Raw genomic sequence first — 13761 nt, forward strand, 5'->3', positions numbered from 1 at the left:
GGAGGACGACCAGGCCGTGACCATGCCGCGAGCCTAGCCGGTGGCCGCAGTCGCCCCGCCGCGGCCCTCGCGCCGCCGGTCAAGCCCCCGCGGTGGTGCTTTCGATGATGTGGCAGACCATGGCGCTTTCCCCGCGCTCGGTTGCCCGGTCGGCCTGGGCTCGGGCGTGCCGGAGCGTCGTACGGAGGGCTTCGAGGTCGGCGATGCGGCGGTCGATGTCGGCGAGGTGCTGGTCGAGGAGATCGGTGACGAGGGCGCAGGGCTGCTCGCCGCGGCGCTGGAGGTCGAGGATGTCCTTGATCTCTTTGAGGCTGAGGCCGAGGGCCTGGGCCTGGCGGATGAAGCCGAGGACGGGGACCGCTTTATCGGTGTAGGTGCGGTAGCCGGCGGCGGTGCGCTCGGGCGGGTCGATGAGGCCGTTGGCCTCGTAGAGGCGTACGGCCTTGGGGCTCAGGCCGGTCTGGGCGGCGATGCGGCCGACGGTGAGCATGGGTGACTCCGTTCCTGGGGATGTCGCCAGTCTGCGCTTGACCTTGCCCTATGGGCAAGGTCTTAGCGTCCGGTCATGAGCACAGAACAAGGCGAGGGCCGTACGGCGCCGATGGCCGTGACACCGCTGAGCGGCCGGTGCGCCGAGGCCATCGGGCGGGCCGAGCACGCCTGCTTCGGGATCAGCCCGTTCAACAGCTACTTCTCCACCGCCCGGATCCGGGAGCTGGCGGCTTGGGGGCTGTCTCGGTTCGATCGGGTGGACTTCTTCGTGCCGGACGCGCCGAGCACCTTCACCTTCGAGGCGTTGGGGTACGCGCCCGAGAAGGCCGCGTGGAAGGCACGCAGACAGGGCCAGTACACCCGGAACAAGATCGCCGCGGCGCTGGATTCACTCGGTGTGGCCGGCGCGGACGAGCGCGTGCTGGGTTGGCCCGAGCTGGAGCGCAACGCGGGCTTCGGCCGACTCCACGAGCAGGGGCTGAGGCGGTATGCCGAAGACTCGGGCTTCCGGGATGCGTGCCAGGAGGCGGCCGGCTGGGTGCTGGCGGGGAAGCTGCCTGCTGGGCGGCGGCCGGACGCGGAGCAGGTCGAGCGGGCGGTGCGGTATTTCCTGGCCGAGCTGCCGCTGTTTCTCGACACCCCGTCCATCGTCGGCGCTGAGGCGTCGGTCTTCTGCTACCACCAGCCGCCCGATGTTCTGCGCCGCCTGTACTCCGGTGAGCTGGGCTGGCGGCCCGCCGCCGGGCAGGGCTTCGCCGTGGTGACTCCGGCCGGACCGTGACCGGTTCCCCTTCCCGTACGACACTCAAAATGAGAGGAATTCCTGCCATGGCCACCACCACACAAACCGGCACCGGCCCCATAGAACTGTCGATCACCGGGATGACCTGTGCCTCGTGCGTGGCGCGGGTCGAGCGGAAGCTGGGCAAGCTGCCCGGGGTGAGCGCCACGGTGAACCTCGCCACCGCGACCGCGCACGTCACCCGCGAGGATCCGGCGGTCGAGGTGGCGGAGCTGGTGGCCGCCGTCGAGGCCATCGGCTACGCCGCCGAGGTGGCCGGGACCGGCGCACCGGAGACCGAGGAAGGCGAGGCCGTCGACGCCGAACAGGCGCACGTCGCCGGGCTGCGGCGCCGCCTGATCGGCTCGGCGCTGCTCGGACTGCCCGTGGTGGTCATATCCATGATCTCCGCGCTGCACTTCGCGGGCTGGGAATGGGTCGTGCTGGTCCTGGCCACTCCGGTGGTGGCGTGGGGCGCGTGGCCGTTCCACCGGGCGGCGGCGGTGAATCTGCGGCACGGTTCGGCGACCATGGACACGCTGGTGTCGCTGGGTGTGCTGGCCGCTTATCTGTGGAGTGCGGGCACCCTGGCCGTGGGCGGGGAGCACCTGTATCTGGAGGTCGCCGTCGTGCTGACGGCGTTCCTGCTGGCCGGGCGGTTCTTCGAGGCGCGGGCCAAGCGACGGGCCGGGGAGGCGATCCGGGCGCTGATGGACCTGGGCGCCAAGGATGTCGCGGTGCTGCGCGACGGGTCCGAAGTGCGTATCCCCGTCGAGGAGTTGGCGGTCGGCGACCTCTTCGTAGCACGGCCCGGGGAAAAGATCGCCACGGACGGGCAGGTCGTCGAGGGCGCCTCGGCGGTGGACGAGTCGCTGCTGACCGGGGAGAGCGTCCCCGTGGAGGTCGAGCCTGGCTCGCAGGTCACCGGCGCGACCGTCAACAGCCACGGCCGACTGATCGTGCGCGCGACACGGGTCGGGGCCGACACCAAGCTGGCACAGATCGCCGCGCTGGTGGAGCGCGCGCAGACCGGCAAGGCCGCGGTGCAGCGCCTGGCGGACCGGATCTCGGCGGTGTTCGTACCGGTCGTCATCGCCCTGGCGATCGGCACGTTCGGCGTGTGGATGCTGACCGGAGCCGCGGCGTCGACCGCGCTGACCGCGGCCATTGCCGTAGTGATCATCGCCTGCCCGTGCGCGCTCGGGCTGGCCACGCCCACCGCGCTGATGGTCGGCACCGGGCGCGGTGCGCAGCTCGGGCTGCTGATCCGCGGGCCCGAGGTACTGGAATCGACGCGGCGGATCGACACCGTCGTGCTGGACAAGACCGGCACCGTCACCGAGGGCAAGATGCGCCTGGTCGACGTCGTACCGGCCGAGGGCGAGGACGAGCAGGAGGTGCTACGGCTGGCCGGCGGGCTGGAGGACGCCAGCGAGCACCCGATCGCCGCTGCCATCGCGAACGCCGCCCGGGTGCGCCTCGGTTCGCTCCCCGCCGTGACCAGCTTCGCCAACACCCAGGGCCGGGGCGTGAGGGGGCAGGTCGAGGGACGTACGGTCCGTGCGGGGCGGGCCGCGTGGCTGGAGGATCAGGGCCACGTACTGCCCGACGAGCTCGGCCGCGCACAGAAGGAGGCCGAAGCCGAGGGCCGTACGGTCGTCTTCGCCGCGTGGGACTCGCAGGTGCGGGGCGCGCTGGTGGTCGCCGACACCGTCAAGCCGACCAGCGCCGAGGCGGTGGCCGACCTCAAGCGGCTCGGGCTGACCCAGGTCCTGCTGACCGGCGACAACACGGCCGCGGCCCGCGCGGTCGCGGCGGAGGTCGGCATCGACCAGGTGATCGCCGAAGTCCACCCCGAGGACAAGGTCGCCGAGGTCCAGCGGCTGCAGGGTGAGGGCCGCGTGGTGGCGATGGTCGGCGACGGCGTCAACGATGCTGCCGCCCTCGCCCAGGGCGACCTCGGCCTGGCGATGGGCACCGGCACCGATGCGGCGATCGCCGCATCCGATCTGACCCTGGTACGGGGTGACTTGCGGGCGGCGGCGGACGCGATCCGGCTGGCCCGCCGTACCCTGCGTACGATCAAGGCCAACCTGTTCTGGGCCTTCGCCTACAACGTGGCCGCGCTGCCGCTGGCCGCGCTCGGACTGCTGAACCCGATGATCGCCGGAGGGGCGATGGCGTTCTCGTCGGTGTTCGTCGTCTCCAACAGCCTGCGACTGCGCCGCTTCCAGCCCATGCACCGCTGAGCCCAGGGCACAGCGCGAGTTGGCCGACCGGGCCTCTCCCGGTCGGCCGCTGCCCCTGCGGATCCCCCGCTTTTGAGTCCTCCGGTTCTGTGATCTGCTGGAGATGTCATCCACATGTCCGTCGCTCGCCGTGGCGTGCCGCAGGCATCAAAACGGGGCCACCGGGCGGGCCGTGGCAGCGCACGTTCTTGGAGGAAGTGCCATGCCGCACCTCAGACTGGCTGCGCCGGCGCCCACCCGGCCGGGAGTCCTCCTGCCGAGGCGTGATCTGGCGGTCGCTTGGATCCTGATGGTGCTGATCGCCGCGCTGGCATGGATACTCGCGGTCGGCCAGTCACGCGACATGGGAACGCAACCCGGCACCATGGGCATGGCACTCCCGCTCTTTCTGCTGCTCTGGGTGGTCATGATGGTGGCGATGATGCAGCCCTGGATGGCCCCCATCGCGATCACCTGGGCGCGTGCGATCGGTCGGCAGTCTGCGGGGGCGGTCCGCGCCGCCCGGATGACCCAGTTCGCGGGCGGCTACCTGCTCGTCTGGGCCGCGTTCGGACTGCTCGCGTACGCAGGCCTGGCCGCGACCGGGCGGCTGGTGGACGACAACCCCGACGCGGGTCGCTGGCTCGGCGCAGCCGCGTTCTTCCTCGCCGGGGTGCACCAGTTCGGGCCGCTGAAGCGCGTGTGTCTGCGGCACTGCCGCAATCCGCTCTCCCACCTGCTGCGGTACTCGCGCTTCCGGCCGTGGGCCCGCGACCTGCGCGTGGGCATGCACCATGGGCTCTACTGCCTCGGCTGCTGCTGGGGCCTGATGATCGTCCTCATCCCGCTCGGAGTGATGAACGTGGCGGCCATGGCCGGGCTGGCCGCGGTGATCTTCCTGGAGAAGCTGTGGCGGCGAGGCCCCTGGCTCACCTGGGCGGTCGGCCTCGCCTTCCTCGTACTGGCCGCCTTGGCCCCGTTCCAGGACTGGATGCTGCCCGGCCTCAGCGTGCCGCGTAGTCGGGTATCCATGCGTGCGTAGGTCTCAGCCAGAGCGGGAACGACCACGGTGGTGTGACGGCTGGCGAGCTTCACGACCGTGAGGAAGCGCGTCTTCCGGTCGACCAGTGTGGCGACCTGGCTGTTGTTCGAGCCGATCACCAGATCGCCTTCCAGGTGTCCGGACTCGCTGCGGTCCTCCGCCGCCTGGGGCCGCTCCTCGATCGGTCGGGCATCGCTGATCTGTGAACGCCACTGTCCCTTCACCGTGTGACGCTTGTTCTTCCGGATCGGGCGGCCAGTTCGCAGGCGTTTGCACAACTCGCGGGGCACCATTTTCCAGCGGGTGGTGTAGATCGACCGGTAGATCGTCTCGTGGGTAATCCGCATCTGCGGGTCGTCCCCGTGATGCAGACGTAGGTGTCCGACGATCTGTTCGGGCGACCACTCCTCCTTCAGCAGCGTCAGCACCGTCTGCCTCAACGCGGGTTTGCGGGCGAGCAGGCACTGCTTCGGGCGCCGGGCGCGATCAAGCGCCCGTTCCTGCGCAGCAATCGCCCGGTAGACGTCGCGTCCGCCGTTGTTGTTGACTTCACGGCTGATCGTCGACACCGCACGTGGTGCTTGAGGACAGTGAACACCGAGCCGGGCGGCTTGCCGATCTGCCTTGAGATGACGCTGATCGACTCCCCGGCCCTCCACCGCCGCCACAAGTCGGCCTTCATCTCGTCCGACATCCCCGGCCGACCCAGTCTCGCCACGTATACCGTCCTCAACCAGCACTGTTGCTCTGACCGGTTGAATCTAAGGCCGCCGCCTTCAGGATGTCGTTCGCCCGGCGGAGTTCGGCGTTCTCCTTCTTCAGCCGCTTCAGTTCCGCCGACTCCTCGCTCGTCACGCCGGGCCGGTTGCCGGAGTCGACCTGGTCCTGCCGGACCCACTTGCGCAGCGTCTCGGTCGTCCCGATCCCCAGCTTGGCGGCGACAGCCTTCATCGCCGACCGCTCGGTGTCGTAGTCCGGACGCACCTCGGCGACCATACGGACCGCTCGTTTGCGCAGCTCAAGGGGGTAAGGGGAAGGACGTGCCATGACTCGATCCTCTCAAATGATCGAGTCCCTATCGAACCCGGAACGGTTCAAACCGAGCCGGGGCCTTGACCAGGTCAAGGCCCAAGACCAGACCCCGGGTGTCTGTACCACACGCCCAGCCACAGCGGCCCTCTTCAAGTGATGGCGCACCCGCCCACATTGCGAGGCGTCACCTCCAGCCCCAGCCCTTCCACCACCTGCCGGCACCGCACCGGGCCCGCAGGCCCGGTGAGCACCTCCAGCACCTGCTCGGTCAACACCTCCCCCGCGTCGCGGACTTCAGCCCGCCCAGGACGGAACATCTCCGCGTGCGGGGACGGGACCGGGGGCCGTACGGGACCGGCCGGGGTATGCACCATCGGCAGCTCGCCGACCACCTGGCATGCCGTCGAAATCCGGGCCAGCTCCTCCTCGCACGCCGTCAACAGCTCAGCGATCCGCTCGGCCTCCTGGCGCAGCCGGTCCGCCTCCCCACGGCAAGCCGCCTCGCGCTCCTGCAGCAGCCGAAGCACCTCGTCGCGGCCCATCCGAACCCGCCTCCCACGCCAGCCGATCAAACAGCTACCGCAACGAGAACACCGCCCCGACGGACACACCGCACCCAGCACCGTCGCTCAAGAAGAAACGCACCCTACGTATCCGTGAGCGGCGTCATGCTCGTCGGCTGACGCCTCGCTCCAGGAGCGTGGTCGGCAGGACTTCTGTCGTGGGCCATGACCTGTCGCCATCGATGCGCTTGAACAGCATCTCGGCGCCCTTGCGCCCCAGCTCCCGGAGGTCAAAGGCAATCACTGTGAGCGGGCGCGGCATGAGACGGGAGAGCTCGAAGTCGTCGAAACCCATCAGCGCCGCATCACTGTCGCGGTGCCAGAGCTCTTCAAGGACGCCCACGCTGATGCGGTTGTTGCCGCAGAAAAAGGCCGTCGGCGGGCGCGAGCTGTCCAGCATTCCCGCCGCCACGCCCGCAGCGGCTTCCGGCTCGTGCACCCCCACACGGATCAGGGCGTCGTCGTAGGGCAGCCCCGCCGCGGCGAGAGCGGCCTGCACGCCGGCCAGACGTTCACGCATGGTGTAGATGGCCAGGGAATCCATGATGACGCCGATGCGCTGGTGACCGTCTTCCAGAAGGCGAGTGATGCCCGCGCTTGCTCCTCCTCGGTTGTCGATGAACACCGCGTCGCAGAGCAGGCCCGTGGGCGGCCGGTCCAGGAAGACCACAGGCGTACCCATCTCGATCTCCAGCCGTAGATAGGAGTGGTCGGTCCCGGCCGGAACGACGAGCAGGCCGTCGGCCCGGCGCTGGCAGAGCTCGAGAAGCAGGTCGCGCTCGCGCTCCGGGCTCTCCTCCGAACTGGCAGTGATCAGATGCGTGTCGTGTTCACGGGCGACCTCGGCCACCGCGCTGGCGATCGTGGAGTAGAAGGGGTTGGCCAGGTCCTCGATCGCCAGTCCGATAGTGGCTGTCGAGTCGCCCGCGCGCAGGCTGCGGGCCAGGTCGTTCCGCCGGAAACCCAGCTGCTTGACGGCCGTGAGAACGCTGTCGACCATTTCCTGGTTGACCGACGGCACGTTGTTGATCACGCGTGAGACGGTCTTGAGGCTCACTCCCGCCAGCTCGGCGACGTCCGTCATCGTGGGCCGCCGCGTCGGATGTCCGGCAGATCTGTTGGTCATCACAACGCTCTCCCCTTCAACGATGTCATCGGCAGGTTAAACGCTGTCCGGGAGATCGGCCCAATGACCGCGATCAAGGGCCCCCGCGAGGACGCCCCGCTGTCCGGATCGCCAGCCTGGCGCCGACGTGCCGGGAGCGTCCAGGCGGTACGGTTCCGCTGGATCGCCGGCCGGGCCATGCGCGGGCAGAGTGCGCAGGCCGCCCACTTTCAGAGCCGCCGCCCGGGCCGCCAGTAGAAGGGTGTCCTCGGTGGACATGGCGTTGAGCAGGCCGTACAGCAGCCCCGCTGTGGCCGCGTCGCCGGCACCCGTCGTCTGCACCACCTTCACGGGCAAGGCCGGGACCCACAGCTCGCGGTCGGCCCATGACGGCCCGAGGGAGGCGAGCACCCGCCCCCCCCGGGCCAGCCGTCCGGCGCTGGCCGTACGGAGCACCAGGCCGTCGGCTCCGGCGCCGAGGGCGACCACCGCGGCGCCCGCGGTGACGAGTCGGCCCGCCGTCGCGGCGAGTCCGGACGGGGTGCGATCGACGGTGATGCCGAGGGCGGAGGAGACGTCGTCGACGCTGGGGGTGAAGACGTCGATGAGCGGGAGCGCCTCGCGGAAGATCCGCTCCCAGTCGTGACCGGCGGCGGGAGCCTCGGGGTCGACTACGGCCAGGTCGACCGAGGTGGTCAGCCCTCGCTCGTGTGCGTCCGCGAGGAGCCGGCACAGCGGCCTGGCATGGTCCGCCAGGATCGCCGGAAGGATGGGCGGATATCCGACGTGGAGCAGGTCTGCGGAGGTGAGGTCGACGCGGCGCCCGTCGAACCCCGCATTGGCGCCGACGTGGTGCCAGAACGTGCGGTCGGTGGAGGGCGGCTGGATTACGACGGAGTAGGAGGTGGTCGCCCCCGGGACTCGCGCGAAGGAGACCTCCGCGCCGCTGCGTCCGAGCAAGTCCGCAAGGACCGCTCCCAGGTCGTCGTCCCCGCCGTCGGCGACCAGCCGTACGGGAGCGCCGAGTGCCGCGAGATCTCCGCCGGTGTTCGACACGCAACCGCCGGCCCGGATTGACAGCGGGCCGATCTCCACCAGGGAGCCCGGCGGGATATCCGCGACGCGTGTGAGCCTCGGAATGAGATCCACGCAGACGTGTCCGGCAACTACCGCTCTGTGCACGGCTTCTCACTCTCCCTGTCGGCAAGTGTCACGCGCACAGTAGCGCCGAACGACAGGGCGCGACAACGTTGTCTAGTTGATCTTTGCCTGGAAGGCCTCATCTGACCGAGCTCCGCGTCCCGGCGATCTCTGTATGTGATCGACCCTCGCCGCTTGTCTTCCTCCACCCTGCACGGCACGATGATAGACGCATGGGACAACGTTGTCTCAGCAGACTTACCAAACGGCGAAGACACTCTGGTCGAGATCGGTGACGATGAGCGCGGGAGAGCGAATGACGAGCGGTTTCGTGGCGGATGCGGTGGAGCGGCTGCGGTCGGCTGCCTGGCAGACGGAGGGCGGCTGGCTACCCCGCGAATGGACCCGGGATCCAGGTGGCACGGCCTCGATGCGCCAGGAGAACGTTCACTTCCAGCCCGTCGGCGTCTTCGACGAGGTGGACCTGCGGCCGGGCGAGCCGACGCTTTTCACCACTCGTCTCGCTCTCCCCTCGAGCCTGTACGGGGTGCCGCTGGAGGGGGAGCCGCTCCAGCTCACGATCAACTCCGTCCATCCGATCGACGTGCTCCTCGACGACGAGCGGGTGTTCGGCGACTCCATCCCCGTCGTGGCCTCCGGTCCGGCGCTCATCGAGCTGCTCGGCTCTATCGTGCCGGGCGACAACGGCGAGCTCGCGCTGCGGGTGCTCACCCCGGGCCACGCACTGGCCGGGGAGTGGGCCGAGACGAGCGTGACCGTTCACCTGACCACGCCCGGTCTGCGCGAGCGCTTTGCCATGCTCGATGCCGCCTACGCCCGGTTGCTGCTGGCCGCCGAGCTGGCGGAGAGCGAGGAGGAGAGCAAGGTCGTGGCCGCTGCGGCGGCTCTGGTGCCGGAGGATCTTCACTCCTCCACCGTCGCGGAGCTGCGCGCCGCTCTGGACCGCCTGGCCGAGACGCTGGCCCCCGTCGCGCATCGCGCCGAGCGCTTCCGGGTGCACTGCGTCGGGCACTCCCACATCGACCTGGCATGGCTGTGGACGTGGGACGACACCCGCGAGGTCATCAAGCGCGACGTCCGCAGCGTCCTGGCGATGTTCGAGGACTATCCCGAGTTTCGCTTCACCCATTCCCAGCCCGCCGGCTACGCCATGCTGCAGGAGGAAACGCCGGAGCTGTTCGAGCGGGTGCGCGACCTGATCGCCGAGCGCCGGTGGGAGCCCGCGACCGTGCAGTGGGTCGAGGGCGACCTCAACCTCGCCTCCGGCCCGGCCCAGGCGCGACAGATCACAGAAGCCGTCCGCTACACCCGCGAGCACCTGGGCGTCTCCCCCAGCGTGTTCCTGGCGCCCGACAGCTTCGGGCACTGCGGCAACCTGCCGCAACTGGCCGCCCAGGGCGGGGCGCGCGTCCACTATCACCACCGGGGCAATCCCGGCCGGCGAGCCGGTGGTGCGCTCTGGCCGGCGTTCTGGTGGGAGGGCGACGACGGATCCCGGCTGCTGTCCGTCGGGACCCCGGTCTACCTGGGACCGGTGAGCGCCGGCAGGATCGCCCGCGACGTCCTCGCCCAGGGACACGCCCGCGGGCTGACTGAGGTCTGCTACTTCTACGGGGTCGGCGACCACGGCGGCGGTCCGACCCGGCAGAGTCTCGACATGCTCCGCCTGATCGGCGAGGCGCCCGGGCTTCCGCGCGCGTTCTGCTCCACTGTGCAGGGTTTCGCCGACGCCTTGCTGGCCACGGCCCCGAACCTGCCGGTGAGCCGCGGCGAGTCATCCACGATCTTCGAGGGCTGCTACGTCACCCACGCGGACGCCAAGCGCTACAACCGCGACGGGGAGAACCTCCTGGTGACCGCTGAGAGCTTGGCGGCCGCCGCCGCCGTGGGCGCCGCGGACGAGCTGTCGGCCGCCTGGCGGAAGGTGCTGTTCCACCAGTTCCACGACATCCTCGGCGGCGCGGCCGTACACGCGGCCTTTCGCGATCAGGCGAAGGACCTCGCGCAGGTCCGCGCCACGGCCCTCAATGTCACCGGCCGGGCTCTCGAGGTGCTCGAAACCGGCTTGCCCGCCGGATGCGTGGCCGTGACCAACCCCGTCGGAGCCCACAGGACCGACGTCTTGTCCGTGGCCGGGGCGCCGGGCAACGGACCGGTCGTCGCGGTGGCCCGGGACGGCACGCGCCTCCCGGCTCAGCGATCAGGGAAAGAGAACGTGGTCTTCGTGGCCTCGGTGCCGGCGTTCGGCACGGAGGGCTACCGGATCGAGCCCGCGGCGAGCGCGTCCGAACCGGTGATCACACTGGGAGAGCACCGGGGCGTCAACTACGGCGACGCCCTCTTCCATACGGTGGACACGCCGCACTTCCTGGCCCACGTCCGCAAGGACTGCGGCGTGATCACCACCCTGTACGACAAACGAGCCGGCCGCGAGCTGGTGGGCTACGGCATCGGCCGGGCGGAATGGGCCGAACAGGTCCGCCCCGACCTTGGGCTCGGCGTACTGCAGCTCATCGACGAGCACCCGCACACCATGACGGCGTGGGTCATCGACGAGGTCCACAGCGAGCGGAGCCTGATCCGCGGCGCACGGGCCGAGGTGGTCGAGCACGGGCCGGTACGCACGGTGATCGCCACCCGGCACGAGTTCCGCTCGTCCAGCGCCACGGTCCGGCTCGTGTTCTACGCCGCCCTGGCACGCGTGGACGTCGAGCTGGAGGTTGACTGGCAGGAACGGGGCACGCCGGACAGCGGGGTGCCGGGGCTGGCCATCTCCTTCGGCACCCGCCAGTTGGACGCCGAGGCGTGGTACGAGACGCCGTTCGCGGCGGCCAGGCGGCCCGCCGACGGCTTGATGGTCCCCGCGCTGAGGTGGGCCGACATCGGAGGTGAGTCGTACGGCGTAGCCGTTCTCAACGACGGCAAGTACGGCCACGACGCGCTCGGGACCCGGCTGCGGGTGCATGTCGTACGCGGGGCCTATGATCCCGATCCGGTGTCGGACGCGGGACGGGTCGATCGGTCGCGATACGCGATCCTGCCCCACGCGGGCTCCTGGCGCGACGCGGGGGTGGTGGCGGCCGCGGCCGCGTTCAACCAGCCACTGATCGCGCGCTGGACCGGCGACAGGTCCGCGCCGCCGCGTCCAGCCGAGATGTGGCATCCCCGCCTCGAAGGTCACGGGAGTGTGGTGGTCGCCGGGCTCTTCCCCGCCGCCGATGCCCGGTTGATCCGCCTCTACGAGAGCGTGGGCAGGGCCGGTACGGCCAGGCTGACCGGTCTCGCGCCAGACACCCCCGTGGCCGAGGTCGATCTCGCGGAGGACATCGTGCGCATCCTGCAGGCCGACGCACGAGGCGGGCTCGATCTCACCTTCGGCCCGTTCCAGGTACGCACCCTTCGCGTGGCCTGAGATCCCGCCGGGGTGCCTACTCGAGCGCCGTCTCCGGTCAGGCTTCCGGCACCACGGCGCGGTGTGCGGCCGACCGGTACTCGCGCGGGCTCATGCCGTACCTTCGCCGGAACACCCGGCCAAAATAGGACAGGCTGTCGTAGCCGCAGCGGTCGGCGATCCGCCCGGCGGACTCGATCGTGGTCGCCAGCAGTGCGGCCGCGTGCGCCAGCCTCCGCTCGGTCACGAACTCCACCGGCGTGCAGCCGTAGTGCTCCCGCATGCTGCGCGCCAGATGACCGTGGCTCACGGCGGCGAGCTCCAGCATCCTTTGCAGGCCTCCGCGCAGGTTCTCCTCACCGTTCATGGCGGCGCAGCATCCGGCCAGCCAGCCCGGCCGCCCGTGGGCAGGGACGTCCGCGCCCTCCAGGACGGGGATCACCGACGACCACAACCGGACCAGGTCGAGCATGCGAGGCCCGCGCTGGTAGGCCTCCAACGCGAGCTGGAACTCCGCAGCGAGGGCCGCGGCGGCCGGCCCGTCTGCGGCCTGCGGCGGAAGGTCCTGGCGATCCCAGTCGGTCGCCGAGTCCACCCCCGCCAGATCGGCGAACGAGCGCCACGCCGTGACGGGAAAGGCGACGTTGACGAACCGCACCCCGTCCGGCCCCGCCCCAGAGAAGCCGTGCCGGTCGCGGGGCCGTACCAGCACGAGACCCCCAGCCCGCAAAGGCAGCTCCCTGCCGCCGACACGATGCGTGCCGCGGCCTGCGACCACGCAGACGAGCTCGTAGAAGTCGGCGTGCCCGTGCGTCCGGAGCCTGCCCCGCCCGTCGGGCGTGACCAGCACCAGCGCCGCGTGGTACGGCAGCGCCGGGGCGACCTCGTCGAAGCGCAGGTCGGAGGTTGCGGCGTTCATGTCGACCTCACAGGAGGACAGGACTCACAGCAGGGCATGTCAAGAAAGTACGACATCTCGCGCGAATTCTGCTACCTGAGATCAGATCAGCGCCATGACGATGGAGCTGAGCGGGCGGCGAGCCTGCCGAGGACAAGGAGTTCCCATGACTACCCCTGCCACCGACCCCCACGCCGCACGGGCCAAGTACGACGCCGACGGCTACGTCGTCTTCCGCGACGTCCTGGACGCGGACCTGATGGCCGAGGCGGCCGATCACGTCGCCTGGCTGCAGGAGCGCCACCCCGGCCTCCGGGGAGAGGACCTCGGGCACACCCTGCTGGCCAAGGACGCCTTCTGGGTCCGGCTGGTCAGCGACGGCCGGCTGCTCGACATCGCCCAGACGTTCATCGGCACCGACATCGCGCTGTTCGCCTCGCACTACATCAGCAAGCCGCCCTTCTCCGGCAGGCCCGTGCTCTGGCACCAGGACGGGGCTTTCTGGCCGCTGGAGCCCATGGAGGTGGTGACGCTCTGGCTGGCGGTGGACGAGTCGACGCCGGAGAACGGCTGCCTGCGGGTGGTTCCCGGCAGCCACCGGCAGGCCCTGCACGAGATCCGGGAGGTCACCGACGTCGACAGCGTGCTCGGCTCGGAGAGTGCGGTCAAGGTGGACGAATCGCAGGCGGTCGACCTGGTGCTGCGGCCCGGTGACGTCGAGGTGCACCACCCGAACATCCTGCACGGCAGCAACGCCAATCTCTCGCCCCGGCGGCGCTGCGGACTGACCATCCGCTACATCCCGACCTCGACCAGGATTCTCACCGACGAGCCGCCGTTCGCCAGCGCCCTGCACCTGCGCGGCGACGCGGGCGTGAGCGCCTATCAGCCTCGTCCCGTGTATGTGGAGGGCGAGAGCTTCCCCTTCAGCGGTCAGCAGGATTGGGCATGAGCCCGGCCGCCCTCAGGTGGCGTGTCCCATCGATCCGCCTCCGCGGAATTTGCGGCTGGACAACGTTGTCTCGCGCTCGATAACGTGTCCAGAAGCAACGTCAGCTGACTCTCTAC

Annotated in this window: 10 protein-coding genes and 2 pseudogenes; 5 read left to right on the forward strand and 7 right to left on the reverse strand. The window is 70.1% G+C overall.

The window, feature by feature from the left end; genetic code table 11:
• Window positions 1-79: 79 nt before the first annotated feature.
• Window positions 80-490 (reverse strand): heavy metal-responsive transcriptional regulator, encoded by a 411-nt coding sequence (locus J7E89_RS05095; RefSeq protein ID WP_214968858.1) that lies wholly within the window; start codon window positions 488-490, stop codon window positions 80-82.
• Between the two features lie 75 nt (window positions 491-565).
• Between J7E89_RS05095 and J7E89_RS05100 the strand changes: the two genes are divergently transcribed.
• The 3 genes from J7E89_RS05100 to J7E89_RS40590 all read left to right on the forward strand — a co-directional run bounded on the left by J7E89_RS05100 (window position 566) and on the right by J7E89_RS40590 (window position 4543).
• Entirely contained in the window at window positions 566-1273 is a 708-nt protein-coding gene (locus J7E89_RS05100; RefSeq protein WP_214968860.1) for a tRNA-dependent cyclodipeptide synthase, read from the forward strand.
• A 47-nt stretch (window positions 1274-1320) separates the two neighbouring features.
• Complete coding sequence (locus J7E89_RS05105; protein WP_251060132.1) at window positions 1321-3522, forward strand: cation-translocating P-type ATPase; 2202 nt, start codon at window positions 1321-1323, stop codon at window positions 3520-3522.
• A 202-nt stretch (window positions 3523-3724) separates the two neighbouring features.
• Window positions 3725-4543, forward strand: a complete 819-nt coding sequence (locus tag J7E89_RS40590; protein ID WP_251060133.1) for a DUF2182 domain-containing protein — start codon at window positions 3725-3727, stop codon at window positions 4541-4543.
• Window positions 4544-4575: 32 nt separating this feature from the next.
• Here J7E89_RS40590 and J7E89_RS42300 read toward each other — a convergent pair.
• The 5 genes and pseudogenes from J7E89_RS42300 to J7E89_RS05130 form a co-directional block, all read right to left on the reverse strand.
• Window positions 4576-5283 (reverse strand): annotated as a pseudogene (locus J7E89_RS42300) (IS30 family transposase); the annotation flags it as partial.
• Window positions 5279-5590, reverse strand: a pseudogene (locus tag J7E89_RS05115) (transposase); the annotation flags it as partial. The pseudogenes J7E89_RS42300 and J7E89_RS05115, both read right to left, overlap by 5 nt.
• A 134-nt stretch (window positions 5591-5724) precedes the next feature.
• Window positions 5725-6117 carry a hypothetical protein gene (locus J7E89_RS05120; RefSeq protein ID WP_214968868.1) on the reverse strand — a complete coding sequence of 131 codons (393 nt, stop codon included), beginning with the start codon at window positions 6115-6117 and terminating at the stop codon, window positions 5725-5727.
• 124 nt (window positions 6118-6241) lie between these two features.
• The gene (locus J7E89_RS05125) at window positions 6242-7264 is read right to left on the reverse strand and encodes a LacI family DNA-binding transcriptional regulator (protein ID WP_214968870.1); all 1023 of its coding nucleotides are present in this window, start codon (window positions 7262-7264) and stop codon (window positions 6242-6244) included.
• A gap of 36 nt (window positions 7265-7300) precedes the next feature.
• Window positions 7301-8425 (reverse strand): PfkB family carbohydrate kinase, encoded by a 1125-nt coding sequence (locus J7E89_RS05130; protein WP_214968872.1) that lies wholly within the window; start codon window positions 8423-8425, stop codon window positions 7301-7303.
• Window positions 8426-8699: 274 nt separating this feature from the next.
• On the opposite strand from J7E89_RS05130, the gene J7E89_RS05135 reads away from it, so the two are divergent.
• Window positions 8700-11816, forward strand: coding sequence for an alpha-mannosidase (locus J7E89_RS05135; protein WP_214968874.1), 3117 nt, complete (start codon window positions 8700-8702; stop codon window positions 11814-11816).
• A gap of 37 nt (window positions 11817-11853) precedes the next feature.
• Here the strand turns inward: J7E89_RS05135 and J7E89_RS05140 are convergent, their stop codons facing one another.
• Entirely contained in the window at window positions 11854-12714 is an 861-nt protein-coding gene (locus J7E89_RS05140; RefSeq protein ID WP_214968877.1) for an AraC family transcriptional regulator, read from the reverse strand.
• A gap of 145 nt (window positions 12715-12859) precedes the next feature.
• On the opposite strand from J7E89_RS05140, the gene J7E89_RS05145 reads away from it, so the two are divergent.
• Window positions 12860-13645 carry a phytanoyl-CoA dioxygenase family protein gene (locus tag J7E89_RS05145; RefSeq protein ID WP_214968878.1) on the forward strand — a complete coding sequence of 262 codons (786 nt, stop codon included), beginning with the start codon at window positions 12860-12862 and terminating at the stop codon, window positions 13643-13645.
• Window positions 13646-13761: the final 116 nt, after the last annotated feature.

Origin of the sequence: Streptomyces sp. ISL-100 (genome assembly GCF_018614615.1) — a bacterium.
GTDB lineage: Bacteria > Actinomycetota > Actinomycetes > Streptomycetales > Streptomycetaceae > Streptomyces.

Excerpts from the sequence above, each read along its gene's own strand:
- J7E89_RS05095 (WP_214968858.1), bottom strand. The coding sequence starts at position 490 with ATGCTCACCGTCGGCCGCATCGCCGCCCAGACCGGCCTGAGCCCCAAG.
- J7E89_RS05100 (WP_214968860.1), top strand. The coding sequence starts at position 566 with ATGAGCACAGAACAAGGCGAGGGCCGTACGGCGCCGATGGCCGTGACA.
- J7E89_RS05105 (WP_251060132.1), top strand. The coding sequence starts at position 1,321 with ATGGCCACCACCACACAAACCGGCACCGGCCCCATAGAACTGTCGATC.
- J7E89_RS40590 (WP_251060133.1), top strand. The coding sequence starts at position 3,725 with ATGCCGCACCTCAGACTGGCTGCGCCGGCGCCCACCCGGCCGGGAGTC.
- J7E89_RS05120 (WP_214968868.1), bottom strand. The coding sequence starts at position 6,117 with ATGGGCCGCGACGAGGTGCTTCGGCTGCTGCAGGAGCGCGAGGCGGCT.
- J7E89_RS05125 (WP_214968870.1), bottom strand. The coding sequence starts at position 7,264 with ATGACCAACAGATCTGCCGGACATCCGACGCGGCGGCCCACGATGACG.
- J7E89_RS05135 (WP_214968874.1), top strand. The coding sequence starts at position 8,700 with ATGACGAGCGGTTTCGTGGCGGATGCGGTGGAGCGGCTGCGGTCGGCT.
- J7E89_RS05140 (WP_214968877.1), bottom strand. The coding sequence starts at position 12,714 with ATGAACGCCGCAACCTCCGACCTGCGCTTCGACGAGGTCGCCCCGGCG.
- J7E89_RS05145 (WP_214968878.1), top strand. The coding sequence starts at position 12,860 with ATGACTACCCCTGCCACCGACCCCCACGCCGCACGGGCCAAGTACGAC.